Source organism: Nonomuraea sp. NPDC050022, assembly GCF_044460705.1.
GTDB lineage: Bacteria > Actinomycetota > Actinomycetes > Streptosporangiales > Streptosporangiaceae > Nonomuraea.
Genome location: NZ_JBITKE010000005.1, coordinates 189244 through 214857, shown reverse-complemented (window position 1 = coordinate 214857; position 25614 = coordinate 189244). Strand labels below are relative to the sequence as shown.

General features: G+C 69.1%; 23 protein-coding genes and 1 pseudogene. 19 read left to right on the top strand and 5 right to left on the bottom strand.

Features of this window, described 5'->3' with window-relative positions:
- Positions 1 to 51: 51 nt before the first annotated feature.
- From ACIBO2_RS22465 to ACIBO2_RS22445, 5 genes and pseudogenes are all read left to right on the top strand, one after another.
- Positions 52 to 285 carry a FitA-like ribbon-helix-helix domain-containing protein gene (locus tag ACIBO2_RS22465; protein WP_397298843.1) on the top strand — a complete coding sequence of 78 codons (234 nt, stop codon included), beginning with the start codon at positions 52 to 54 and terminating at the stop codon, positions 283 to 285.
- Positions 282 to 488: pseudogene (locus ACIBO2_RS22460) on the top strand (PIN domain-containing protein); the annotation flags it as partial. The gene ACIBO2_RS22465 and the pseudogene ACIBO2_RS22460, both read left to right, overlap by 4 nt.
- Before the next feature lie 65 nt (positions 489 to 553).
- A complete protein-coding gene (locus ACIBO2_RS22455; protein ID WP_397299911.1) occupies positions 554 to 700 on the top strand; it encodes a hypothetical protein in 147 nt (48 codons plus the stop codon).
- Between the two features lie 221 nt (positions 701 to 921).
- Positions 922 to 2427: an ATP-binding protein gene (locus ACIBO2_RS22450; RefSeq protein WP_397298840.1), complete on the top strand. Its 1506-nt coding sequence runs from the start codon at positions 922 to 924 to the stop codon at positions 2425 to 2427.
- Between the two features lie 245 nt (positions 2428 to 2672).
- Positions 2673 to 4091: an ATP-binding protein gene (locus ACIBO2_RS22445; RefSeq protein ID WP_397298836.1), complete on the top strand. Its 1419-nt coding sequence runs from the start codon at positions 2673 to 2675 to the stop codon at positions 4089 to 4091.
- Between the two features lie 56 nt (positions 4092 to 4147).
- Here ACIBO2_RS22445 and ACIBO2_RS22440 read toward each other — a convergent pair whose 3' ends face one another.
- Together ACIBO2_RS22440 and ACIBO2_RS22435 are read right to left on the bottom strand one after the other, a co-directional pair.
- Positions 4148 to 4498 (bottom strand): hypothetical protein, encoded by a 351-nt coding sequence (locus tag ACIBO2_RS22440; protein WP_397298833.1) that lies wholly within the window; start codon positions 4496 to 4498, stop codon positions 4148 to 4150.
- Positions 4495 to 4710 carry a hypothetical protein gene (locus ACIBO2_RS22435; RefSeq protein WP_358541467.1) on the bottom strand — a complete coding sequence of 72 codons (216 nt, stop codon included), beginning with the start codon at positions 4708 to 4710 and terminating at the stop codon, positions 4495 to 4497. The genes ACIBO2_RS22440 and ACIBO2_RS22435 overlap by 4 nt, the downstream gene beginning before the upstream one ends.
- Positions 4711 to 4881: 171 nt before the next feature.
- On the opposite strand from ACIBO2_RS22435, the gene ACIBO2_RS22430 reads away from it, so the two are divergent.
- From ACIBO2_RS22430 to ACIBO2_RS22375, 12 genes are all read left to right on the top strand, one after another.
- Entirely contained in the window at positions 4882 to 6204 is a 1323-nt protein-coding gene (locus tag ACIBO2_RS22430) for a helix-turn-helix transcriptional regulator (protein WP_358541464.1), read from the top strand.
- 166 nt (positions 6205 to 6370) lie between these two features.
- Positions 6371 to 6670: a hypothetical protein gene (locus ACIBO2_RS22425; protein ID WP_358541460.1), complete on the top strand. Its 300-nt coding sequence runs from the start codon at positions 6371 to 6373 to the stop codon at positions 6668 to 6670.
- Between the two features lie 629 nt (positions 6671 to 7299).
- Positions 7300 to 8049: a conjugal transfer protein gene (locus tag ACIBO2_RS22420; RefSeq protein WP_358541458.1), complete on the top strand. Its 750-nt coding sequence runs from the start codon at positions 7300 to 7302 to the stop codon at positions 8047 to 8049.
- 81 nt (positions 8050 to 8130) lie between these two features.
- On the top strand, positions 8131 to 8376 hold the full coding sequence (locus tag ACIBO2_RS22415; protein ID WP_357652102.1) for a hypothetical protein: 246 nt from the start codon (positions 8131 to 8133) through the stop codon (positions 8374 to 8376).
- A gap of 56 nt (positions 8377 to 8432) precedes the next feature.
- The gene (locus ACIBO2_RS22410) at positions 8433 to 11273 is read left to right on the top strand and encodes a TcpE family conjugal transfer membrane protein (protein ID WP_397298828.1); all 2841 of its coding nucleotides are present in this window, start codon (positions 8433 to 8435) and stop codon (positions 11271 to 11273) included.
- Positions 11274 to 11320: 47 nt separating this feature from the next.
- A complete protein-coding gene (locus ACIBO2_RS22405) occupies positions 11321 to 13801 on the top strand; it encodes an ATP-binding protein (protein WP_358541452.1) in 2481 nt (826 codons plus the stop codon).
- Positions 13798 to 16095: a type IV secretion system protein gene (locus tag ACIBO2_RS22400; protein WP_358541449.1), complete on the top strand. Its 2298-nt coding sequence runs from the start codon at positions 13798 to 13800 to the stop codon at positions 16093 to 16095. The genes ACIBO2_RS22405 and ACIBO2_RS22400 overlap by 4 nt, the downstream gene beginning before the upstream one ends.
- A gap of 2 nt (positions 16096 to 16097) precedes the next feature.
- Positions 16098 to 16727, top strand: coding sequence for a hypothetical protein (locus ACIBO2_RS22395; protein WP_357944126.1), 630 nt, complete (start codon positions 16098 to 16100; stop codon positions 16725 to 16727).
- Positions 16724 to 17824 (top strand): bifunctional lytic transglycosylase/C40 family peptidase, encoded by a 1101-nt coding sequence (locus ACIBO2_RS22390; RefSeq protein WP_358541447.1) that lies wholly within the window; start codon positions 16724 to 16726, stop codon positions 17822 to 17824. Before ACIBO2_RS22395 ends, ACIBO2_RS22390 begins: the two co-directional genes overlap by 4 nt.
- Before the next feature lie 42 nt (positions 17825 to 17866).
- Positions 17867 to 18259 (top strand): (deoxy)nucleoside triphosphate pyrophosphohydrolase, encoded by a 393-nt coding sequence (locus ACIBO2_RS22385; protein ID WP_358541444.1) that lies wholly within the window; start codon positions 17867 to 17869, stop codon positions 18257 to 18259.
- Between the two features lie 64 nt (positions 18260 to 18323).
- Positions 18324 to 20021: a hypothetical protein gene (locus ACIBO2_RS22380; RefSeq protein WP_397298822.1), complete on the top strand. Its 1698-nt coding sequence runs from the start codon at positions 18324 to 18326 to the stop codon at positions 20019 to 20021.
- A 74-nt stretch (positions 20022 to 20095) separates the two neighbouring features.
- Positions 20096 to 21433, top strand: a complete 1338-nt coding sequence (locus ACIBO2_RS22375) for a hypothetical protein (protein WP_358541438.1) — start codon at positions 20096 to 20098, stop codon at positions 21431 to 21433.
- Between the two features lie 39 nt (positions 21434 to 21472).
- Here ACIBO2_RS22375 and ACIBO2_RS22370 read toward each other — a convergent pair whose 3' ends face one another.
- The gene (locus ACIBO2_RS22370) at positions 21473 to 22819 is read right to left on the bottom strand and encodes an RNA-guided endonuclease InsQ/TnpB family protein (protein WP_397299886.1); all 1347 of its coding nucleotides are present in this window, start codon (positions 22817 to 22819) and stop codon (positions 21473 to 21475) included.
- 103 nt (positions 22820 to 22922) lie between these two features.
- Here ACIBO2_RS22370 and tnpA point away from each other — a divergent pair, with 103 nt between their 5' ends.
- Together tnpA and ACIBO2_RS22360 are read left to right on the top strand one after the other, a co-directional pair.
- Complete coding sequence (gene tnpA, locus ACIBO2_RS22365) at positions 22923 to 23303, top strand: IS200/IS605 family transposase (protein WP_397298818.1); 381 nt, start codon at positions 22923 to 22925, stop codon at positions 23301 to 23303.
- A 356-nt stretch (positions 23304 to 23659) separates the two neighbouring features.
- Complete coding sequence (locus ACIBO2_RS22360; RefSeq protein ID WP_397298815.1) at positions 23660 to 24019, top strand: hypothetical protein; 360 nt, start codon at positions 23660 to 23662, stop codon at positions 24017 to 24019.
- Positions 24020 to 24026: 7 nt separating this feature from the next.
- Here the strand turns inward: ACIBO2_RS22360 and ACIBO2_RS22355 are convergent, their stop codons facing one another.
- Positions 24027 to 24845: an oxidoreductase gene (locus ACIBO2_RS22355; protein ID WP_358558103.1), complete on the bottom strand. Its 819-nt coding sequence runs from the start codon at positions 24843 to 24845 to the stop codon at positions 24027 to 24029.
- Positions 24846 to 24856: 11 nt separating this feature from the next.
- The gene (locus tag ACIBO2_RS22350; RefSeq protein ID WP_358558106.1) at positions 24857 to 25555 is read right to left on the bottom strand and encodes a helix-turn-helix domain-containing protein; all 699 of its coding nucleotides are present in this window, start codon (positions 25553 to 25555) and stop codon (positions 24857 to 24859) included.
- Positions 25556 to 25614: the final 59 nt, after the last annotated feature.

The following is a 25614-nucleotide window of genomic DNA, read 5'->3' as shown; positions in this document are numbered from 1 at the left end:
GATACGACCCGAGTGCGATCATGACTGATATCGGCTGAGGAGGTGGTTCTGATGTCATCCATCGTCGTCCGCGGGCTCGAGGAGTCCGTAAAGAAGCAGCTCGCCGTTCAGGCGAAGGAGCATGGCCGCTCCATGGAAGCCGAGGTCCGCGACATCCTTACGAAGGCCGCGCGCCGGCCCCACATCGGCCTGGCGCTCATGCGGGCCGCGCAGGAGGCTGGCGGGATCGGCGATCTTGTTATCCCTGAGCGCAGCGACGTCGCGCGAGCGGTGGACTTCGAGTGATCGTCCTTGACACGAACGTCATCTCGGAGATCTTCCGACCGAAGCCCGATGCCCGCGTCGTGGCATGGCTGGAGTCTCTCGCCGGCGATGTGGCCATCACCTCCGTCACGCTCGCCGAGCTTCTGGCCGGCGTGCGTGGTCTCCCAGACAGCAAGCGCAGGTCGGCGCAAAGCGCGACGATCGAATTCGCGCTGCAGCCCTACCGGGAGACCAGGGCAGTGCTGTCGTTCGACGAAGAGGCGGCAGCGCACTACGCCGACGTCCTCGTGTGCGCGAACAGGCCGGATTGCCCATCAGCACGGCAGACGCCCAGATCGCTGCGATCTGCCGGTCCCACAAGGCCGCGTGCGCGACCCGCAACATCAAGGACTTCGTGCAGACGGGAATCGAACTGCTCGACCCCAGGGCAGACTGAGCCGGCTCCCTCGCTGGGCCCGACGCTGCCCGAGTCTGCCCCCGAAGCGCGCGGGCTCGGTGGGTGCGATGGGCCCTTGAAGCCGAGGGTTTCCCTCGGTCGCGGCATCCCGCCGGACCTCCGACCCCGGCTGTCGCGGCTCAGGGGTGAATCCCAGTACGACGGATTGCGTCGAAGTAGACTTAGACGAATTCCGTCGCAGTCGAGATGCTGGAGGGGCAGTGAAGACGAGCCTGCCGACCAAGCCGGATGACGTCGTCGATCGGGACCGGGAGTGGGGCCTGCTCGCGGAGTTCCTCACCGATCCGGACCCGGCGATGCGGCTCGGCATCGTGTCCGGGCGGCGGCGGCATGGGAAGTCGTACCTTCTGCAGGCCTTGTCCCAGCAGGTCGGCGGCCTGTATGTCACAGCCGTGCGAGAGGAAGGGCGGCTGCCCGCGATCCAGCGGTTCAGTGACGCGGTCGCCACCCACGCCGGTCTGCGGCCGGGGAGCCTGCGCCTGACCGACTGGCGTGACGTCCTGTCCAACGCCCTTGATGTGACCGCCCGTTCGTCGCACCCGCTCCTGGTGATCGACGAGTTGCCGTACCTGCTCCAGCACTCGCCCGAAATCCCGGGACTGCTGCAGCAGCTCTACGACGAGCGCCAGCGCGGCGCCCTGCCCGGTGCCGGGCCGGGCCCGCGATTGATCCTGTGCGGCTCCGCGATGAGTGTCATGCACGAACTGCTCTCGGGGACCAATCCGCTGCGCGGACGTGCGGTGGTCGATCTGCGACTGGGTGCCTTCGGCTATCGGGACAGCCGGGCCTTCTGGCGGATCGATGACCCGTTGACCGCGCTGAAGGTGCACGCGGTCCTCGGCGGGGCCCCGGGCTACCGGTCGGTGGCTGCCCGTCCGCATCCGGACGACGGCTTCGACGCCTGGCTGACCCGGACGCTGCTCGATCCGGGGCGTGCGGTGTACTCGCGCACCGAGACCGAGCACTTGCTGCGCGAGGACCCGAGGATCACGCAGCACACCCTGTACTACGACATCCTCACCGCGATCGCGCGGGGCGCCACCACCCCCAGCAAGATCGGTGCTGCCCTGGAGCGCCCGCGCAACGCCGTCGCTCACCCCCTCGGAGTGCTGGAATCCACCGGCTACATCCGGCGGGAACAGGACATCCTCCGCTCCAGGCACCCCGTCATCACCCTCGCCGACCCCGTTATCCGCTTCAACCAGCTCATCACTCTCCCGCAGGCCGCCGCCGTCGAGCAGGGATTCGCCGAGCAGGTGTGGCAGCAGGCCGCTCCGACCTTCAACTCCAAGATCCTCGGACCGCACTTCGAGGACCTGGCCCGTGCCTTCACTCGCCGATACGCCTCCACCCTGCTGCCCGGTGGACTGCCCGGTCCAGTCGGCACCACCGAGGTCGCCGACCAGGCCGCCCGCACGAAGCATGAGGTCGACGTCATCGCCCTGGCCGCCGGCGAGGGCCCGCAGGCCCCCCGGGCGAGGATCGCGCTCCTCGGTGAGGCCAAGGCGACGGTCGCCCGCCGGGGGACCGGTGACCTGGAGCGCCTGGAACGCATTCGTGGCCTGCTCGCAGATCAGGGGTACGACACCGCCGCCACCACTCTGGCCCTGTACTCCCTGCATGGCTTCCACCCCGACCTAGTCGACCTGGCCGACCGCCGTGACGACCTCCTCCTGGTTGATCTGCTCACCCTCTACGGCGACTGACTCCAAGAGCGATCAGTCTTCGGGCGAGGCAAGCGCGGGTGCCTTAACGGGCGAGTTCCGCTCCAGGGTTCAGGCGCGATTCCACGACGCCGCCTTCTGTAAGTACGCAGGTCAGATGGGGTCCGGCTTCGCGATGTCGGGCCTCTGGCGCTTTCCCGCGCCGATACGACATTGCTAACATTGATGTTACTAACATTAATGTTACTAACATGCGCCGAGAGCGCTGAGGGAGTAGGTGAGTGGGCGTGGTGGATTTCGTAGGGCGTCGGCAGGAGCTGGCGACGCTGGAGCGAGAGCTGCGGAAGGTGGCGGCTGGGATCGGAGGGGAGCGGCCCGGTCGATGCGTGATGCTGCGCGGACGACGCCGCGTGGGCAAGTCGCGGCTGGTCGAGCAGTTCGTGGAGCGTGCCGGGGCACCGTTCTTGTTCTATGCGGCCACTGGTGCGTCGGCGGAGGTCGATCTGGCGCGGCTGGCCCGGGACGCCCGGGCGTCGACGCTGCCTCTCGCGCAGTTGGTGGCCGCCGCGCGGCCGGAGAGCTGGGATACGGCGTTCGATGTATTGGCCGCGGCGCTGCCCGCCGACCGGGTCAGCGTCCTGGTCATCGACGAGGTGCCGTACCTGATGGATGCCGATGGCGCCTTTGAGGGGATGCTGCAGCGGGCCTGGGACCGGGGACTGGAGACCAAGCCGGTGCTGCTGGTCCTCATCGGCTCAGATCTGTCGATGATGGAGGCGCTGAACAGCTACGGACGCCCTTTCCACCAGCGTGGCCGGGAGATGGTGCTCGGGCCGCTGAACCCCGCCGAGGTCGGGCGGATGCTGGGACTGAGCCCGGCCGAAGCCTTCGACGCCGCGCTGGTCACCGGCGGGCTGCCGCTGATCTGCGCGGAGTGGCCGCACGGCGCGGGATTGTGGGACTTCCTCGGCGAGGCGCTGAACGATCCGGTCTCGGCATTGCTGGTGTCCGCCGAGCGCTCGCTGGCCGCGGAGTTCCCGCCGCAGGCTCAGGCCCGCGCGGTGCTGGCGGCGATCGGTAGTGGCGAGCGTACCTTCGCCAACATCGCCCGCGCGGTCGGCGGGATCGGCGCCACGCCGCTGCAGCGAGCGCTGGAACTGCTCGCAAACAAGCGGATCATCGCCGCGGAGCTGCCCGTGTCCTTGCGCCCGTCGAAGGATCGCCGCTACCGGGTGACGGATCCGTACCTGCGGTTTTGGCTGCATCTACTCGGTCCTTCCATGCAGGAGATCGAGCGGGGACGGGGAGATCTGGCCTTGGCGCGGATCCGGGACAACTGGACCAGCTGGCGCGGCCGGGCGGTCGAGTCGCTCGTCCGCGAGGCGCTCGCCCGGATACTGCCGGACGACCGGCTGCCCGGGGCCCCTGTGGTGGGCGGCTACTGGACGCGCACCAACGACATCGAGATCGACATCGTCGGGGCGGACCGCGCCCCCATCGCCAAGGAACCGCTCTTCGTCGGCTCCATCAAGTGGTTGGAGCAATCCCCGTTCGACCGGCACGACCTGGCAGCCCTCCACCGGCACCGCGCCGCGCTCACCGACGAACCCGTTCCGGTCGTGGCTGTCTCGCGCAGCGGAGTCGACTGCCCGGGGCTCGATGCCGCCTACGGCCCTGGCGAATTGCTGACCGCTTGGCCGCTGTGAGCGGCGGATCGCCACCCTGGCCGACCGCCGTGACGGCCTCCCCCTGGTCGATCTGCTCATCCTCTATGGCAGCTGAGCTCCAGAGTGGCCGGTCTTCGGACGTGCCTGCTCTGGGGAGGGATGGGGGGCGCGTACCAGGTGAAGGCCGACTCTGCCTCGCGCATCCGCTCCTCCAAGCCCTCTGGAGTGTCGTCTTCGACGATCAACGGGCTCGGTGCCGGCCAGGCCGCTATGGCGTAGAAACGGCGGTTGCCGAGACTGTAGAGCACGCTCCAGCCGGGCCATGCCTGATCGAGTAGTTCGGCCTCGGCGGGGGCCGGGCCATCCCACAGGCGGCGGTACGCCTTCGTGTGAGCCTGGCCCTTACGGTGGCGGCCGGGGGCGCGGGCAGGGCGTCGCCGGATCATGAGTCCACCCGTTCGGCGATCTCTTCCTGCCGGGCGACCTCGACCTTCAGCGCGTCGAAGGTGTCGGCGTCCACAGTGGGCTCCGCCCCTGCGCGCAACGCGTCCGGAGGGAACGCCTCACGGCGGACGGCCCAGAAGCGGCCCCTGTCGCTGAGGATCAGCCGCCAACCGGGAATCGTCGGTTCGGGCGTAGCGGTCTTAGCATCGTCCATGGATCGCAACTCCTTTGCGATCAAGGAACCCCGTATGGCCTGCCCGCCTGCGGGGTTCCGCTTTACGTAGCGCTGACTGGTGCCATAGTTGAAGCGACTCAGCGTGTTGGACAAGACACGTAGCGTTGCTCTGGGGTCGGTGCAACGCGTGCAACGGATCGCGAGGCAGCCGTGATCAGACAATCGACATCGACGATTTCAACGACCTGGCAGGAGTTCGGCTGTGCTCTGCGGGCATGGCGCGAACGGCACGAACTGAGCCTGCGTGACCTTGCCGGGCGGATTCGATGGGACTACTCATTGATCGCCAAGTGGGAGCAGGGGAAGAACCGCCCGCCCGTCGAGGCGATCACGGCCCTTGACGCCGAACTCGGCGCCGGGGGCGAACTGGTGGCCCACGCGCTTCGTGCGGCCATGGCCGATACCGATCGGCTGCGCAGGGGTACCGTCCAAGGAAACGCCTCAACACGGGATGAGGGTGAGGATGTGGAGCGCAGACGACTGATGCGGGACGCGGCTGCCATCGCCGCTGTAGGTGTGCTGGCTCCTGTGCTGACCTCGTTGACTGACGCATTGGCTGTTGCGCAACGGCCGGTGCCGGGCGCGAGCGTGTCACAGGGGATGATCGACGACTGGGAACATGCCGCCGATGTCCACGCGCAGCGAGCACGCTTCGAGCCGGCCGCCGCCGTTCTCGCCGCGCTCGCGGTCGACTACACCGACATGGCTCCGCATCTGGGCCGTGCTCAACCCGATGCCGTGCAGCGTGACCTCTCCCATGCCGCCGCGCGTCACGCGGCCCTGATCGGTGGCAAGTGGTTCGACCTGGGCAACCGCCGCGAGGCGCAGCGCTGGTGGGCACAAGCCCGGCAGTTGAGCGAACGGTCCGGTGATGACCTCCTGGCGTCGTTGCTGAGAAGCTGGGAAGCGAGTTACCGGCTATATGATCCGGGCGAGGATCTCGACAGCGTGCTTCTCGTGGCGCGCGAAGCACGTCGTCTCGCGGGAGATGCCCCCAACGCGCCACTCGTGTCCGCTCTCGCAGTCGAGGCCATGATCCTTTCAATGATCGGGCGTCACGCTGAGGCGATCACCGCGCTACGCCGCAGTGAGGAGGCATACGAGCGGCTGTCTTCCTCGGCAGACCCACATCAAGGCCGTGCGCTGTGGTACGACCGAACGCTGATCCACACTCTCGCGGGGGACGCCAAGCGCGCCGAGGATGCCCGCCGTACGGCCGAGAGTCTCTACCCGGCGGGGCATCGCACAGCGACCCTGCTCGCGCTCCACGGTGCCGCGCTCCACGCTCGAACGGATCCCGTCGAGGGCACGCATCAGGCGTTGCGACTCCTCGACGCACTACCCCCCACGCGACACGATACCCGAGTGATCTCAGCGGCCCGTCTGATCATCGACGGCTTGCCGGAGAAGGCCCGCGCCCTGCCTTCGGCACGGGAACTGCGCGCCCTGACGGTGGGTGCCCGGTCAGCCTGAGCCGGACCCGACGATGCCCCGCTGGTGGATAACCGGCCGCGGACAGACGAACCGCGGCCGGGAGGTCTGCTTCGACGCCTGATTCTTAGATAAGTGAGCTGTCAACCACTTTGGGCCCCTACGCGTCGAATCGTCACAGCGTTTACGCTGACTCGGGAGGGCCCTCATGATCCGTCGCATCATCCGGAAACGACGTCCCGCACCTTCGCTGGCGGGCATCAGCCTCGAAGAGGAGCTCGCACTGTTGCGGGTCGAGCTCATGTACGGTCTGCGCGTCAATCGCGAGGCGTACTTGCGCAGGAAAGTGGACGAGCGCGAAGAGCTCGCCATGCGGGTGCGTGGGCAGGACGCCGCCACGATGCTCGAAGGCCTGCGTGGTTCGCTGGAGCGGTCGGTGGCGCCCACAGTGGTCGATCTGCGTAGCAGGAGACCGCGCGACTTGGGACAGGGCCCAGAGCCCGCCTGAGGGCGCGCCACGCGCCAGGCCGCAGGCCCCTTGGCGGGCATGCGGCCGTTCGCGTGTTATACCAATTCCGCAGGTCAAAGAGAGTCCATGGCTGGTTTGGACAGGAATCCATGGCCGCAGGGCTATGCCATTACCGGCCTCTGGCCTGGTCAAATGCCCATTTGGCAGGGGAAGTGACAAGAGTTGGCACTCCAGCGTGGCATACACAACCTGGTTTGCCCATGGACGGCGATGCCTGCAGCATGGGCGTGGCTTTCCTGGAACAATGGCGGAGACCGGTAGGGTGACTGCTTCACCGCGGATGATGGGGATCGGCAACGGACGACACCGCGCCAGCCCGGGGGATCGGCGCGAGCGGAGGCGTGATGGCTCGTAGGTCAACCGTCCAGCAGGGTCCTCGGATCCCTGGCGACCCCGAGCTTTCGGCTCGCCATGACATGGCCGACTTCGACGTGTCGCCTGCCCGCAGGCCGCGCCGTGGCGGCTGGTCTGGCGCCGGCGGGAGATGGCTGGTGTGGACCGGCCGAATCGTTCTTTGGGCGCTTATCATAGTTATCGTGGTTAATGGGGTCCGTGCCCCATTTGAGAGGTTTACTCAGAGTGGCGCGGCGGCTCCGAATGAGGCGCCCGTGGCCAATCACGGATTCCCGGCCGACCGCGGCATGGCGTTCGCGGCCCAGTTCGCCGGCGTCTATCTGAATTTCACTCCCGCCGACGCGCAGAGCAGGGCGGGCAAGCTGGCCGCGTTCCTGGCGGACGGCATGGATCAGCAGATGGGCTGGGACGGCAACGGCAAGCTGGCCGCCGTCGCGATCCAGCCGTACGACATCGAGGCCACCAGCGCCAGCGACGCGATCGTCACCGTGGCCTTCCAGTCGGGCTCCCGCCGGATGATGCTGTCGGTCCCGATCTACTACTCGGCCGACGGCGGCAGCTTCGTCGTCTCCGGCCGGCCCGCCATACTGCCCGCGCCCGGCCGGGCGGATCTGCCCCAGCTCGCCAAGCCCGAGAACGACGACGCCGTCGCCGCCGAGCTCAAGCCGCAGATGGAAGACTTCTTCAAGAACTACGGCTCAGGCGACACGACGGGATTGCAGCGCTATGTCGCCCAGGGCAAGAGCATCACGAGTTTCGGCGGCGCCTTCACCTTCGCCGAGCTCAAGGACATCGTGGTGCCTGTGGGGGGCGCCACTCGAGAGATCCAGGTGGTCGTGGTGTGGAGCGTGCCGAGCGGCGCGACGCCGTCGGCCGAACCGGACGCCGCCGACGCCAACGCGGTCGGCGCCCGCCTGGAGCAGGCATATCGCCTCACCGTCGAGAAGCAGGGCGACAAATGGTACGTCGACGACATCCGCGGTGCCGGTCGGGCCGTTGGGTAGACGCACGAACGCCCTGTTGATCGGTACCCCCGGGAGGACAAAGAAGTGATCTTGAAAACGATAGTGCTCAACCTGATCGAAATGACGCCAACGCCCGCCCCCACCGGCATCGACTCCGAGGGGCTCGCCAACTTCCTGCGGGCCTTCTTCGCCCCGCTCTTCCTTGTCGTCGTCTCCGTGGTCGCGCTCTTCTTCCTCTTCACGCGCGAGATCACGAGGTTCGTGCAGTTCCTCATCCTGGCCATCGCCATCGGCGTGATCTTCTACGTGCCCAACATCATCGAGGTGACGGCGAAGGCGATCGCGGGAGCACTGGGCATCAAGTAAAGGGTTGAGACCGCTCAAGGGCGGTCATTGTACGAGCGGGTGGAGAGGAGGACCGCGTGGACCTGCCCACGTATACCAATATTTGGCGAATTGAGAAGCGGCTCTACAAGCTGTACGACCTACGGCTGCCGATGCCCCTCCCGATCGTGTGGATCGGCGTGTTCGTCGGCGTGCTGGCTCCATGGTCCCTGCTCCTCATGCTCCTGCACATCCCTTTCGCCGCACCATGGCATGTGCTTTACCTGGTGCCACCGGGTGTAGTCACCTGGCTGTCCACCCGCCCGGTGATCGAGAGCAAGCGTTTGACCGAGCTCCTGCAGTCGCAACTGCGCTACGTGGGCGAGCCGCGGGCCTGGTGCCGGATGGCGCCGACTTCCGAGCCCGAGACGGTCACCTTCGCGGGACGCGTCTGGCGGGTCACGCCCAAGCGGGTCAAGGCGCCGCGCAAGGCACGCCAGCCCCAGCGCAAGCGCCGCGCCGCGCTGGAGTTCGCCACCGAGCCCAGGCGAGCCGTCGGCGCCGAGCCGGTTACCGGCCCGCGCCAGGTCCGCCCCGCGGTCGCAGCCGCCGCCGCGGCGGCCGCCCAGGCCCCGGTCGCCGAGCCCAGGCCCGCCCGACCCGGCTGGGGTTCGGTCACGCGCCGCGGCACCGCGCCCGCCCTGGGCACCGAGCTCGCGGTCCAGCCGCCCGTACTCCAGCCTGAGCCCTCCGTGCTCCCGGACAAGACACTCGCGATGGGCTCACGGCCGGCCAAGGCGGGCTCGTCGGCGGACAAGACATCGGGTGTGGGGCCGAGGGTGGGCAAGACCGCTGACAGCGGTTCACGGCCTACAGAGCGGCCGCTGATCGCCGTACAGGGGGATGAGGGCCGCGAAGACGTCGCCCGAGAGGCCGGGAAGCCGATCGACACGGAGGCGCTGCGGCGGCTGCGCAGGCTGGCGGCGAGCGCCGACACGACGGCGTCCAGCGAGGCGACCCGCGCTGAGGCGGCCCGCACTGAGGCGGCTCCCTCTGAGGTAGCCCCCTCCGACGCGGCCCGCGCTGAGGCAGCGCGCGCTCACGTGACCTCCGCTGACGTGACTCCCTCCGAAGACGTGACCAGCGCTGAGGCGCCGCACACCGAAGCCGCGGCTCGTGAGGCCGTGGCTGGTGGAGTGGCGGAGGCGGGCGGGTCCTCGCGAGTGGGCCGGAGTGAGGGATCGCGGCGAGGCGACGGCGCCGACCCCGAAGAGGTGCGTGCGACCGGTCCCGGGGACATGCGCGCGACCGGGGCGGACGAGGTGCGTGTGGCCGGTTCCGGGGACGTGCGTGCGGCCGGGGCGGATGAGGTGCGTGTGGCCGGTCCCGAGGAGGTGCGTGCGGCCGGGGCGGATGAGGTGGCGCGGGATCAGCACAGGAAGGGGAAGCCGCCCAGGCAGAGCCCGCCGCTGGTGTTCCCGGATGTGCAACGGCTGTGGCCGCCGCTCAGCCCCGACAGCAAGCCGGTGCGGTTCATCCGGCCGGTGACGCGCGACGACGAGGCCCAGAAGGCCGGGACGGCTCCCGTGGGACGCGACGAGTCCGCGACCACCGCGGCCCTCCAAGGGCCCGAGACCACCGCCTCCGTCCACGAGATCGGCCCCGCCAAGAGCGAGCGGGTCCGTCAGGAGAACGGCCCGGCGAAGAGCGAGCGAGGCCGTCAAGGGACCGGCTCCGCGAAGGGCGAGCGAGCCGCGTCGGCAAGCGACCGCGACAGCGGGACGTATGCGGACGAGGCAGCGGCCAACAGGGCGTATGCGGACGAGGCAGCGGCCAACAGGGCGTATGCGGACGAGGCAGCGGCCAACAGGTCGTACGCGGACGAGGCAGCGGGCATCGGGCCGTTCGAGAGCGGGCAGAGCGAGCAGGTCGTGCGGCCGCCCGCGGCCAGGCAGATCACCCAGGGGCCCACGCCGGGCGAGCGGGTGCGGCGGGTCGAGTCCGTGGTCGGTCGCGACTCCGGTGGCTGGCGGCGGATCGCGCAGGTGGTCGTCGGCGGCGGCAGCGTGCGGACCGACGGATCGGAGATCGACGAGGCCCGGACGCGGGCGGTGTTCGGCGGCAGTCGCCGCGTCGTGGTGCTCGGCTGCACCGGTGGCGCCGGGCAGAGCACGACCGCGCTGATGCTGGGGCACACCTTCGCCCAATATCGCGACGACCGGGTCGTGGCCATCGACGCCAACATCGGTGGCAACACCCTGACCAGCAGGATCGACCCGGAGACCCCCGAGACGCTGGCCTCGCTGCTGGCGGGGCTGGAGCGGGTCAGCGGTTACCTGACCATGCGGGGCTACACCACCCGCACCGGGTCGGGCCTCGAGGTGATCGGCGCCGACACCGACGCGGAGGCCGAGCAGCGGCTGTCCGACCGGACGCTGTTCTCCGATCACCGGCTGGGCCAGGCCATGCACCTGCTCGACCGGCACTACAAGCTGGCCGTCATGGACCCGGCCGCCGCGCTCGCGGCTCGCGTGCTTCCGTACGCCGACCAGCTGGTCCTGGTGGTCCCCGCGAGTGAGGAGGCGCCCGAGGCGGTGGCGATGACGTACGAGTGGCTCGACGGGCACGGCTGCGCGGACCTGCGCAGGCGGGCGGTCATGGTGGTCAACGGCGTGAGCAGGCGTTCGATGGCCGATGTCGAGCAGGCGGAGTCGGTGGCCAGCGGCAGGTGCCGGGCCATCGTCAGGGTCCCCTGGGAGGACGACCTGGCGCCGGGCGGCGACGGGGTGGTCGATCCTGGGCAGTTGCGCGCGGCCGGGCGGCGGGCCTACCTCGCCCTCGCCGGGGTCGTGGTCGCGGGCTTTGCGGCACAGACGGTCCGTCCGAGCGAAGAGGAGTTGGCGAGTGACCCCCCGGGCACGAGAATCGGTGAGCGATAAGTGAACATGCGAGCAGGTCTGACTTGTTCATGCGCCGAGGGGGCGGCATGAGCAGGGGGTCCCGAGCGCATCAGCGCCTGGCGGTCCGTTATTTCGACGACCGCATCCTGCTCACCAACACCTGCGCATGGGCGTATTTCCGACTTCCGACGATCAGCTACGAGTTCGTCACGCCCGAAGAGCGTGAGGCGCTGGCCACCAACATCACGATCGCGCTGGCCACGATCCGGATGCCCGACGCCGAGGTACACCTGAGGGTCGCGCACCGCACCTATCCCGCGGCCGAATGGGCGATGGCGCTCAACGCCACCTCCGACGAAGGGTCGGGCTGGCGCGATTATCTGGAGGAGATGTACCGGCACGTCTGGGCCAAGGACTTCTGGTCCAAGGAGGTCTACATCGGTGTCCGCCTCGGTCCCCGGGGCAAGCAGGTGGGCGCGGGCGTGCTGGGGCAGTTGTTCGGTTTCTATCAGCGTACGGAGAAGGCACTCGGGCTCGAGGACGACCATGTGCCGGACGGCGAGATCGGCAGATGGACCGAGCAGGCCGAACGGCTGGGCCGGGCACTCGCCTCCAGCGCCCTCTACGCCAGGCACGCCACTTCTGTGGAGGTGGCGTGGCTGTTCCAGCACTCGGCCGCGGGCGCGCTCGGCGATCCGCCGCCGTCGGCGAGCCCGAAGCGGCGCTGGGGCAAGGGCGAGATCGAGTCGCTGGTCGAGGGAGAGATCCACAACGGCAGGTCGCTGCTGCGTATCGTGCAGCCGCAGGGCGACTCCTATGTGGCGCAGTTGTCGTTCGCCCGTTTCCCGGACATCATGCCGTTCCCGGACGGCGAGCCGTGGCTGCACTTCGCCGACCAGTTGCCCTTCCCCGTCGAGATCTCGTCGAGGATGCGGCTGATCCCGCCGGTCAAGGCGTCGAAGGACGTCGCGCGCAAGCTCGCGCACGCGCGCGACATGGACATCCACATCCGCGAGGCCGGCGCGGAGGCGCCGCTCGCGCTCGCCGAGCAGATCGACGCGGCCCGCATGCTGGAGCACGGCATCACGAAGGAGCGGCTGCCCTTCGTGTACGGCTGGCACCGGCTGATCGTGTCGGCCCCGACCGAGGACCTGTGCGTACAACGGGTCGAAGCGGTCGTCGAGCACTACCGTGACATGGGCATCGACGTGGTCAGCTCGACGGGCGACCAGTTCTCGCTGTTCTGCGAGGCGCTGCCGGGCGAGAAGGTCAGGGTCAACGCCTACGCCCAGCGGCAGCCGCTGCGGACGATCGCCGGCGGCATGGCCACGGCGACCGTGGACCTGGGCGACCGGCTGGGCGACGGCAGCGAGGGCTGGCTCGGGCCGTACATCGGGGAGACCGTCGGCAGGGCCCGCAGCATCGTGCACTTCGACCCGCTGGTCGCGGCCACCCGCAACCGGCCGACGGCCATCGCGATCACTGGCGAGCCCGGTGGCGGCAAGACCACGCTCGCGCTGCTGATGATCTACCAGATGGCGCTGCGCGGCGTCACCGTCGCCGTGATCGACCCCAAGGGCGACGCCGAGTCGCTGGTGCAGCTGCTGCAGAAGCGCGAGCGCAAGGCCCGCGTCATCCCGCTCGGCTCGGCGGCGCCCGGTCTGCTCGACCCGTTCTCGTTCGGCGACGACATCGCGGCCAAGAAGACCATGGCCACCGAGACGCTGCGCCTGCTGCTGCCCCGGATGTCGGAGGAACGCGAGTCGGCGATGATCCAGGCCGTCGCGGCTGTCTCCAACGGCGTGGACCCGTCGCTCGGCAAGGTGGTGGAGTTCCTGGAGCAGTCCACGGACGCCGCCTCCAAGAACCTCGGCGCCGTACTCCGCTCCATGTCGGAGATGCGGCTGGCCAAACTCTGCTTCGATCCCTCAGGAGGCGACCAGGTCGACACCGAGGGCTGGACGACCGTGTTCACGCTCGGCGGCCTGACGCTGCCCGACGTGGCGACGGGCCGCGACGACTACTCCTATGAGCAGCGGCTGTCGGTAGCACTGCTCTACCTGGTCTCCCAGTTCGCCCGGCGGCTGATGAACAGCCTGGACCGCCGCGCGCCCAAGGCGATCTTCTTGGACGAGGCATGGGCGATCACGTCCACGCCCGAGGGTGCGAAGCTGGTGCCGGAGGTCAGCCGCATGGGTCGTTCTCGCAACACCGCGCTGGTGCTCGTCTCACAGAATGCCGGCGACCTGCTGAACGAGCAGGTCACCAACTGTCTGTCCTCGGTCTTCGCGTTCAGGTCCACCGAGCGGGTGGAGGTCGATCACGTGATGTCCCTGCTGGGCGTGGAGGCATCGGAAGAGCACAAGGCGGTGCTGAGATCGCTCGGCAACGGCGAATGCATTTTCCGTGATCTGGATGGCAGGGCGGGCCGCATCGGAGTAGACCTGATCTCCGAAGACCTGCTCCGCTGGCTCGACACCAATCCGACACACGACAAACCCAGCGACAACGGGCATCATGATCTTCAAGGGGGAGTGGGCGGCAGAGCGCAGGAGGTGCGGTCATGAAGATCCGGCTACCCAGGCGGCTCGCGCTCGCTCTGGCCCTGCTCGTGGGCATCCTCGTGGTGCCGATCGTGGTGGGCTCGCTCTCACCCGCCGCCGCGGCCCCGTGTGACCTGTCCGGCGCGCTCGCGCCCGAGGTGATCGGCAGCGGCTCCGACGGCATGATGCAGCCGCCCGCGCCCGAGGGCGGCGCCACGGCCGCGCCGACCACCAACTACGCCCAGTTCGGCATGAGCGGCCAGTTCTGGCACACCTATGACCTGGGCTGCTCCGACTTCGCCGCGGTGCTCGGCAACACCTGGGCCAACACGATCTTCCTGTGGGCCAAGGCGATCGACCGGGTGACCATCACCACCTACCAGGCAGCGGCCACGGAAGGGCCGCTGCAGTCCATCAAGGACGTGGTCGATGACATCGTGACGAACCTGTCCAACGCGATGTACTGGCCGTTGCTCCGGCCGCTGGTCATCCTCGGCGCCATCTGGCTGGCCTGGTACGGACTGATCCGCAAGCGGGCCACCACCACCGCCGAAGGCGTGATCTGGATGGTGCTCGCGGTCACGGTCGCGACCTGGTTCTTCAGTCGGCCCGGCGACTTCACCGGCCTCGGCACGATCGTCACGGACAAGACCGGCGAGGTCGTCAACTCCGCCTTCTCCGGCCTGCCCGGCGCGGGCGGCGCCTCCTGCCTGCCCGGCCCCGGCCAGACGAACCCGCAGGTCAAGGCGGGCGGCTACGGCCAGACCGGCACGCCCGGGGTCGACCAGAACGCCGAGGCGCTGTGGTCCACGCTGGTCTGCAAGCCGTGGCTGATGGGCCTGTTCGGCACCGCCGACCCCAACCAGCCGATCGTGCGCGACTTCGGCCGTACGATGCTGGAGACCCAGTCGATCCCCGCCGCGACGGCCAACCAACCGGCGCCGGACGTCGGCGCGCATCAGGCCAAGTACGCCGAGATCGCCGAGAAGCTGAAGAACGACTCCCGCTACATGATCTTCTCCGGCCGTGACTGGACCAGCAGGCTCGGCGTGGCCATCGGCGCGCTGATCGCCGCCCTGGTCGCCGGGGTGCTCATCTTCCTGGTCGCGGTCTCGCTGCTGGTGCTGAAGGTCGGCTTCCTGCTGTTGCTCATACTCGGGCCGGTGTTCCTGCTGATCGGCGTGCATCCGGGCAGCGGGCGGATCATCGCCATGCGCTGGGTGGAGATGCTGATCGGCACGCTGCTCCGGCAGGCCGTGCTCGCGCTCGTGCTCGGCGTGCTGGTGTACGGCTATGCGCTGATCATCTCGACCGCCATGCCGTGGGGGCTGCAGATCCTGTTCATGGCGCTGCTGACGATCGCGGTGTTCTTCTACCGGCGGCCGTTCCAGCACCTGTTCGCCTCGATGAACGGGCACACGCTGACCACGCGCATGCTCGGCGACGCCGCGTCCTCCTCCGTACTCGAGCGGTCGTCCTCGGCGCTGCCGCCGGTGGCGGCGGCCAGGATCGGCCGCTGGGGTGCGCGTAAGGCCGAGCCGCTCATCCAGGCGGCCGCGATGGGCGCGTCGGCGGGCACCGCGGCGGCGGCGTCCACGGTCGCCCAGGGGCGGGCCCGTGGGCAGGAGAGCGCGGAGGGCGTGGCCGCGTCCGGCACCCGGGTCCCCGCCACGGCGGCGCCGCTGAACACCGACAAGCAGGACGGGAAGGCCGCGGGCCGGCAGGTTCCCGCACCGCGGGCCGGGGCCGCGCCGCCGCTCAACCTGAGCGGCACGCCGACCCGCACTCGTGGCACTCCGTCGCCTGGTGGAGCGCGGCCGTCAGGCGGGTCCGCCGCCGGTCCTGGGAACGCCGGTGCCGGGAGCGCCGGTGCGGGGAGTGGCGGGGCCGGTGGAGGTGGCTGGTTCGGTGGAGGTTCCGGGGGTGGCTGGGCGTCACGGCGTGGCGCGGGCGGCTCCGGTGGCTCCAGGTCGGGTGGCACGCGGTTCGGTGGTTCCGGCGGTTCTGGCGGCTCCAGGTCGGGCGGGTCAGGGTCGGGTGGGTCCTGGCTGAGTGGCTCCGGTCGTTCGGGTGGCTCGGGCGGTTCGGGGGGTTCCGGCGGTTCTGGCGGGTCCCGGTCGGCGAGTCGTGGGTCGTCGGGCGGCGGGATGTTCGGGGGCGGCGGTTCAGGTGGTCGGCGTCCGGCCGACGAGCCGAAGGGCCGCTCCTCGGAGGCGCCGCCGCTCTGGCTGCCGAGCAGCCGCCGTGGCGGCGGCTCCGGTGAGGGCGAGCCGTCCGTGCCCTTCTGGCTCAAGCCCAGCAATCCGGACAGGGACTGATCATGGCGCAGCCGGGTGACAGGCGGGGCGTCGCCTTCGCCGCCATCGTGGTGGTCATCGCCGCCGTCGGCATCTACCTGACAATGTGGCCGGACTCCGGCGAACCGGACGCAGGGAAGGCGCCCGCCGGCCACACCACGACCGTCTCACCGGCCGCGCCGAGCAAGCCGCTGGCGACCGCCAGCGGCAAGCCGTTCGACATCTACTCCTACCTGCCGATGACCAAGGAGCAGCTCGCCGCGGCGTCCGACCTGGCCGAGCGGTTCACCGCCGCGTACGGAACGTTCCGCTACGACGAGGAGCCCTCGGCCTATGTGGATCGGGTCAAGGTGTTCACCACGGCCGAGTTCGGCAACGTGCTCGCCAGGACGCGCACCTCGCCCGGCACCGTCGAGCGCGACCGCGCCGACGAACTCGTGGCGGCGGGGACGGCCAAGATGAAGGAGATCAGGCAGGTCGAGAAGTCGTCCGTCATCTTCGTGGTGACCGGCACGCAGCAGATCACCGCCAAGAGCGGCAACAAGCAGGTCGTGGACGACTACGCGGTCACCGTGAGTCAGATGGGCGCCGACTGGCGGGTCTTCGACCTGCAACCCGCCGACGCGGGCCAGGACGGAGACACCCAAGGGTGAACACCTCCCGCGCTCGCGTCGCCCTGGCGCTTGGAGCCGCCGGGGTGCTGCTTCTCGCCGTCGTCATCATGTCGCCGATGCTCATGACCTCGATCCCGTCGTTCCTCGGCAGCGGGAGCACCGCCCGTACCGACTGCGTCAACGGCGACACGCCCGTACAGGAGGTGTCCGACACCGGCGCCTCCGACATTCCGGCCGACTATCTGGAGCTCTACAAGAAGTTCGGCACGAAGATCGGCGTCCAGTGGAACATCCTGGCCGCCGTCGGCAAGCGCGAGACCGACCACGGCCGCTCGAACATGGCGGGCGTCAAGAGCGGCACCAACTACGCGGGCGCGGCCGGGCCGATGCAGTTCCTGATCGGCACGTGGGGCGGCAAGGCGCGGATCGCGATGTCGTCGAAGTTCAACGGGTACGCCTCCGACGGCGACGGTGACGGCGTGGCTGACATCTACAACCCCGCCGACGCGATCCTGGGCGCCGCGAAGATGCTCAAGCGCAACGGCGCTCCGGAGAAGGTACGCCAGGCGCTGTTCATCTACAACCGCGCCTGGTGGTACGTCGACCAGGTCGAGCAGATCGCCAAGGGCTACGCCAAGTCCGGTGACGTCGAGGTGCCGCCGCAGGCCGACGAGGCCTGCGACGATCCGCTGGTCGAGGCCGCGCCGAGTGACGTGGTGGCCAAGATCCTGGAGTTCGCGCTGGCCCAGCGCGGCAAGCCGTACCTGTGGGGCGGGACCGGACCCGACGCCTTCGACTGCTCGGGCATCATCTACGCCGCCTACCGGGCGGCCGGGCTGTCGATCCCGCGGACCACGTTCGGGCAGTGGCCGTTCGGCGTGAAGATCCCGCAGGGTGACGAGCAGGCGGGCGACCTGGTGTTCTTCAACGCCGGGCCGGGCACGGGGCCGGACAACCCCGGGCACGTCGGAATGATCGTGTCGAAGGGCAAGATGGTGGAGGCCCGCTGCACGCTGTGCGGGCCGATCAAGGTGACGACGTATCAAGCGCGCGGCAATATTATGGGTTTCACCCGTCCGTTACAGAACCCCGACGTGCTCGAACAGCTCAAGAAGCTGCAGAATGCCGCACTATGACAGTGATCGTGGTGACGGCGTGATGATGGTCGTGGTGGCGGTATGACGGTGATCGTGGTGGCGGCGGCGATCGTCTCCTCGGATGGGCGCGTACTCGCCGCGCAGCGGGCCGAGCCGCCCGCCCTCGCCGGCGGGTGGGAGTTCCCGGGCGGCAAGGTGGATCCCGGCGAGAGCGAGATCGAGGCGCTGATCCGGGAGTGCCGCGAGGAGCTTGGCGTGACCGTGTCGGTGGGCGCGCGGGTGGGCGGCGACTGGCCGCTGTCCGAGGGGTACGTCATGCGGGCCTGGCTGGCCTCCCTGGCCTCGGGCGTACCGGAGGCCAAGGAGCATCTGGCGCTGCGGTGGCTCGGACCTGGCGAGTATTACGACGTGGCCTGGCTCGGGGCGGATCTGCCGGTCATGGAAGCCGTGGAAGATCTGCTCCGACAGGGTTAACCATCTCCCCTGGGTGACATAACGATTACTGAGTGTAATGTCACGCGGCCTGAGGGGAGGCGACGTGGTCAGACATGGCTGGATCGTGGCGGGGGCACTGGCCTTCGCGGGGGCGTCGGTTTTGGCGGGCATCCAGTGCGAGCCCGTGGCGGCCGAGGTCTTCAGGGCCGCTGGCGGGGCTGGGATCGCGCTGGTCTTCGAGCGACTGGGCGATGCCGGCGGGATCGGGCGATGGGTACGTACGGGGGATGCGCTGCGGTTTCGGGTGAGCCTGGAGGGGATGGGCAGCGACGCCCGGCTCGCGGTGGCGACCAGCCCGGCGAACGCGCTGACGTCGATGACGTGCCCCAGCTTGCCTGCTGGTGGGTTGCTGGACACGGCTCCGGGAATCGTGGGTGGGCCGGGGGATCAGGCGGTTGAGGGGCGAGCGATTCCGGGTGGGCAGGCAGCCCCGGGTGGGCTGGCGATTCCGGGCGGGCAGGCGGTTTCGGGTGGACAGGCGGTTTCGGGTGGGCCGGCTAGCGATGGGCGGGTTGCGGGCGGGCAGGCTACCCCGGGCGGTGCTCTGGCGGCTCGGACTGCCGCGCTGAACGCCCTGGTCGCTGGTGAGGCGACTGACGGACAGGCGTCGGTGGATGGGCGACCGGTCGCCGAGGCGGCGACGTCGCGAGGCGTCCTGGCGTCCGGGCCGTCGTCGGCGCCGGCCCCGTCGCTGAGGACCGCGCTGGTGCCGACCGCGCCAGTGGTCAACGCGTCGGGTGCGATGGCGCAAGGTGTGGCGGGGCACGGCGTGAGCGGGTCGGATGGGACCGCGCCCGGCGGGACGCGCCCAGGGGGCGCAGTCGCGGCGGGCGGGGTGGCTCCGGGCGTGGTCCCCGTGGCGCGGGTGTGTGCGTTGGGTGATGCGGCGGGGGATCGGTTCGTGGACGTGCTGCTCACCGTGCCGCACGGGCCGAAGGAGGTCGTACTCACGGCGGCGGCTCGAGCGCGTGACACGGCGGGCGGCGGTGTCGCGACCGTCGTCGGCTCGACCACGACCTTTGTCAAGGCCCCAGTGAGCGTGCCTGTCGGGGCGAGCGGCCGCGGGGAGTCCGGCGATGACAGCGCGGGGACGTTCGTCGAGATCCCGCGTGGTGACGTCACGCTGAGCGGCCGAGCGGTACGCGTCGAACACGGCGCCAAGGACGCTCGCCCAGACAAGACGGCGGTCGCCGGAAGGGTACGCCCTGGAAACGGGCATACCGCGAAGTCCCATCTGCGGATGGTCTCAGCCGGTCATGCGCACGCGTCCAGCCCCGTACCGAACGGGACGGCCGTCCAGGTCCCGGCGCCTGAGCTGCGGCGCGGGCCCGCACTGAGCCTGCCCCAGGTCCTCCCGCCGCCGACATCGGGGCTCGGCACGCCGGGAGTCGGCGGCACTTCAGGAGTCGTCGGCGGCACGCCCAGAGCCGGGGCTCCAGAAGTGAGCACCCCACAAGGCGGCACCCCACAAGCCCCACAAGGCGGCACTCCCGGACTTGGTGCTCCGGGTTTCGGCGCCGGTGCGGGCACCGGTTGGGGGGCCATGACATCGGCAGAAGAAGTTGGGCCGCCCTTGCCATTCGCCATTACGGGTAACCGCTTTCAACCGGCCGAGCGGGTGAATCCCCTGGCAGGCGTACGCGGGCTGCCATGGGTCGCGGGCGGGATCGCGGTGCTGCTCGGTGCGCTGTGGCTGGTCGCCAGGGCACAACGGGCGCGATTGCGACGAAAGGTGTTGTAATTCCGTCTTTACTGTTACTTTTACCCGGCTAGGATTCCCTTGACCATGGTTCCGGGACTGCGCGGAGGGCACAGGTGGCACGTACGCGAGCGACGGCCGTGTCCGCACTGATCCTGGCCTTAGGGCTGACGGGTGCCGGTGCGGTTCCCTTCGTCCTCCAGAGCGCGAGCGCCTCCGCGGTCGCCTACGACCCCGCCGTCGAGCCCTGTGAAGCGGGCGAGGTGTGCGACATCACGCCGGAGACCACCGTCACGGTCACCACGACGCTGGACACCCCCACTCCGGACCCGGAAACGACGATCACCAAGACCGTCACCGCGCCCACGAAGACGACGACGAAGACGAGCACCCCGAAGCAGTCGAAGACGCCGAGCTCGACCCCCAGCACGCCCAAGACCACGCCCTCGCAGCTGCAGTCGTTGCCGTCGCAGAACGTGGAGGTGCCGACCGCGACCACCACCTCGTCCACGCCCGAGCCCACGGACACGGACGTCGTCCTGCCCACCGTGGCGCCCGTCGAGACCCCTTCGACGACGCCGTCGCCGAGTCTGACGGAGAGCTCGACGGAGGAGTCGGTCCCGCTCGAACTGCGTAACGCGGCCCCCGAGTACGACCAGCGGACGCTGACGCAGCAGCTCAGCATCCCGGCGCTCGTACTGGTGCTGCTGGTGCTGTTCGCGGTGCTCATCTTCGAGGGGCGGCTGCGCCGGATGGCCCACGCGGCGGCCGTACGCAAGGCGGGTCCACAGGGCGGCCCTGGTCAGCCCGGCTTCCCGGGAGCCCCCGGTGGACCGGGCGGGATGGGCTATCCGGCGGGCCCCGGTTATGCCACTGCCGGTTTCGCGGCGCCCGGTTATCCGGGCGGTACGGCGTATGCGCCGATTATCAGCTTCGTCCCCGTACAGACCTATCCGGGGGGACAGGTCCAGTACGGCGCGGTCTATCAGGACCCGAACATGTACGGCCAGCCCGCGCAGCCGCCCATGGCGGCGGGCGAGCCCATGGTGCTGCATCCGGACGAGTTCGACACGTTCAGCCAGGAGCCGGCCAAGTCCGACTTCGATGCCTTCAGTCGTCCCGAGCCCCAGGGGGAGTCGTACCGGGCCCCGTTCGAGGCTCTGGTCCCTGCTGAGCAGCCGCCCGCGGACATCCCGCCCGGTGGTGCCGGTCCGTACGAAGACTCGCCTGAGCGCCCGCTGGGCGCCGCCTCAGCCGCCGAGACCGGCGACGCCGAGCCGTGGCAGAGCATTGGCCAGCCTCGACCTGGTGCCGAAGGGCCTGGTGCCGGAGGGCCTACCCTCGAAGGGCCCACACTCGAAGGGCTGGCCGCCGATGGGGCGCCCGCCGATGTGACCGCCATCCAGCCGCTGCCTCCGCAGAAGCCCAAGCGCCGCTGGGGACGTCGCTCTTGACCTGCTCCCCGCCCTGAAGGGATGGGGATTCCCGTGCCGCTATGCGGCAGCTCGTGCCGCTTGCGCGGCCCGCGCTGTGGAGCGGGGTGCTTGACGTTTCGCGGACCCGGGTGGGTCTCCACGCCCTGAGACGACCAGCCCGGCCGCCTGTCCTTTGCTCTTGATGTTCCTCGCCCCGACGATGTCGGCGTGCTCGCTGTGCCCGCAGGAAGTGCAGGAGAAGATCGCTTGGCTCTTGCGGCTCTTCCCGTCCACCTTCTCGCACGCAGGTTCCGGGCACGTCTGGGACGTGTACGCAGGGTTGATCTTATGGATGACGCTGCCGGTGTAGCGCGCCTTGGCGCGGAGAGCGACTTCCAGGCCGTACCAGCCCTTGTCGAGAATCGCCGTGTTGAGCCCGGATTTCGCCGCCGCGCCGTTGCGTAGGAACCTGCCCGGCCGGTCGGGGTCGGGCTTGGGCTTGACGGCCGTGCTCATGGCCTTGGTGTTCAGGTCTTCGATGACAACGTGCCCGTAGGCGCGGGTGAGCCGGTGCGCGGCCTGGGCGTTGAAGTCAGCGCGCCGCCACCGCACCCGCCGCATGATCTCACTCATCGCGGCCCTGACCTTCTTGCGCCGCTTCGATCCCTTCTGCGTGCGGGCGAGTCGGCGTTGCATACGTAGATACCGTTCCGCTTCGCCGGGTGTGACATACCCGAGGTCGTCTTGCCGGTCCTGTTTCGTCTCCCGTTTCGTCTCCTGTGGCGGCTGCCGGGAGGAGACCCCGCCGGTTCCGGCGTGGCGGCGGTCGAAGAACTCCCCGTCCGACGTCACGGCGGCCGTGACCACCCCCCGGTCCACCCCCACCCATCCAGGGCAGGCATGTTCCCCACGCTCCGCGATCCCATCCTCGACCAGGAAGCTGATGAACCAGTGTTCGCCGTCCCGGGACACGGTTGCGGACTTGACGCTTCCCCCGAGCGGGCGCGACATCCGAAACCGCGCCCACCCGAACTTGGGCAGGAAGACTCGCCCCCACTTACGGCCGATCCGCTCTACGGGCAGGTGTTTCGCGGTGGGGAAGCGAAACGAGGGCCGCCACTTCGCCTTCGACTTCCAGCGCACCTTCCACGTGCCGTGCGTGCGGCACGCTTGGTCCAGGTCTTTGAGGGTCTGCTGGATCACCTGGGCGGGGGCGTCGGCGAGCCAGTCGCAGTATGGGTCCTTCTTCGCCTCGGCGAGCTGCCCGCACTGCTCGGCATAGGTGATCCACTGCCCGCGCCGCCGGTAATCCCGCCGCTGTTGGAGACCGGTGTTCCACACGGCCCGGCAGATGCCGCCCAGCCTTTCGGCGAACGCGGCCTGCCCGGAGTCGAACTCCAGGCGATACTTCCGGCCCGCCAACATGCGCAACACCCCCTTCTCCCTCGGGATGCTCACGTCTCACCGACTCGAACACATTATCATCTGGTCTATGAGCCAGGAAGCGGAATATTGACGAGGCAGACACGTGGTTTCCGCGATGCATGTCCATCTGGTCTTTGTCACCAAATATCGCAGAAACGTGTTCGACGACGCGATGCTGCGCCGCTGCGAAGACGTCATGATCGAGGTGTGCGACAGTTTCGAGGCCGAACTGCGCGAGTTCAACGGCGAACACGACCACGTCCACCTGCTCGTCCAGTACCCGCCCAAGGTCGCGATCAGCAAACTCGTCAACTCGTTGAAGGGCGTCTCCTCGCACTACCTGCGCAAGGAGTTCACCGGCGGCGTCAACTGCGCCATCATGCACGGCCCCTTCTGGTCACCCAGCTACTTCGCCGCCTCCTGTGGCGGAGCGCCCCTATCGATCATCAAGGCGTATATCGAACAGCAGCGCCGCCCCACCTGAGGTCCCACATCCGCGCTCCGCGCTCCGGGATGCCCCGCCTACGGCGGGCCATCCCTCAAAGGGGGGACCGCATACATTCCCGGCCTGAAGGCCGAGGCTTTCTGCGGACCTTCGGTAACGCGGTCGTACGATCTCGCGACTGTGGCGTCCGGCCGTCGGATTCGGCACGCGACTCGCCGCCCTGACCGCTCGATGACCCGTTTTTCGCGCGGTACGCGAGTATGTCATCCATGTCGACTCCCCCAGCCGCGGCTGAACCCGCATTATCGGAAAAGTCAGGACATTCACGCGTAGCTCGGCGGATCGGTTGCCTGGGTTTGTCGTTGGTGCCGTTCGTGTTAGTCGGGGCGATGGTCATGGCGCCCGTTTGGCTCAACGACTATCTGCTGGCGCGCATGGTGGACCGCATCCAGGAGTACCCGCCGCCGCCCGGAGCGGACTTCGGGTACATCGACCCGCAAGTGAAGGTGACCGGCGACTCCGGCGACTGCTTCTACACCATCCGTTTCGAGGTCTTCACCGACCGGCCCGTCGAGGAGGTGCTGAAGTACTACCGCCAGGCGAAGATCGAGGACCCCGACGGAGACCTCGATGACTTCGAGATCACGGCCTGGACGCCGTTTGACGAGCCGGGCGAGACTTCTGCCGCGAACCAGGTGATCATCCACCTGGACGGCATGTATGACCGCACCTGGACGGACATGCGCTGCTGGTGAAGCAGCGTCACGTACGGGTGACGAGTTTGTCGAAGGCGCGGTCCGGGAGCAGCCGGTGGATTCTCAGCAGGAGCTTGCCCATGTAGCCGACGGCGTACCGCGGCTTGGGGGCCTTGGCGTCGATGGCCGTGCGAATGGTCTGGGCGACCACCGAGGGGTCCGAGGCCTTGTTCTTCCCGGCGAAAGCGGCTTCCGCGCGGTCCGCCATCGCGTTCGCGACGGAGGCGTAGGCGCCTTTGCCGGAGATCTCCCTCAGGTCGTGGGGCGTGCTCGACTCGAATTCCGTCTTGATGAGGCCGGGCTGGACGACCACCACCTTGATGCCGAAGCGGCCGACCTCCTGGCGCAGGGTGTCGGAATAGCCTTCCAGGGCGTGCTTCGAGGCGTGGTACCAGGCGCCGAGTGGGAGGGAGATCACCCCGGCGATCGAGGAGACGTTGACGATCGTGCCGGAGCGGCGCTCGCGCATCCCCGGCAGGACCAGCTGGATCAGCCGGGCGGGCCCGAACATGTTGACCTCGAACTGGTGACGCGCGGTGTCGAGCGGCACGTCCTCGGCGGCCCCGTACACGCCGACGCCGGCGTTGTTGACCAGCACGTCGATGCGCGACTGCTCGGCGAGGACGGTGTCGACGACGCGTCGCAGGTCCTCCTCCTTGGTGACGTCCATCGCGAGGGTGTGGCCGCCGGCCTTGCGGATGTCCTCCATCCGGTCGACGCGCCGGGCCACGCCGTACACCGTGTGGCCGGCGCGCAGCAGTTCGAGTGCGGTGGCGCGGCCGATGCCGGCCGAAGCGCCTGTGACGAGGCAGATCTTGGCTGCCATGGAACGACCTTTCATCTGGGGTACGCGGCGTAGAGCCACTCCCGGTAGGGCGGTATCAGGGCTTCCGAGGCGGCGATGATCTCCGCGGCGGCGGCCGCGATCACCTGTGCGTCCGGCTGCTCGGCCGGCTCGTACGCGTGCCGCACGATGTGCGCGAGCACCCTGGCCTTGGCCTCGGGGTCCGGCTCGTCGGGCACCGTGATCACGGTGCCCAGGAGGTAGAAGCTCGCCTGCGTCGCGGTCAGGCCGTAGATCAGGTGCTCGACGTCGTCGCGGAGCAGACCGTGACGGATCATCACCTCGTGGAAGCGCGCGGTGGCGAGCAGTTCGTGGCTGCGCGTCGCGCTGTCGGCCATCCTGCCCTGAAGGAGCGGCAGATTGCCGGTGAGGAGCGCCCGCAGCATCGGCCGGCGGCAGCTCACCAAGAACAGGGTGCTGAGCATGCGGTGAGGCAGCACCACGGCCGGGTCACGGCGCAACTCCTGCAGCAGCGTCTCGATGTAGATGATGGCCTCGCGCACGAACAGGGCCTCGAAGAGCTGCTGTTTGGTACGCCAGTGCAGGTAGACGGTGCCCTTGCCGATGCCGGCCCGCTGGGCGATGTCGTCGATCGTCACCTTGCGAACGCCGAGGCGCACGGTCAGCTCGGCCGCCGCGTCGAGGATCCGGTCGGCGCGGTCGGCCGCCTCGCTCGGTCTTCCCAGTGCCATCGTGCGACCTCCATCTGACTTGTTGACCAGCTTAGCAAAAGAAGTCAAAAAGTCATCCG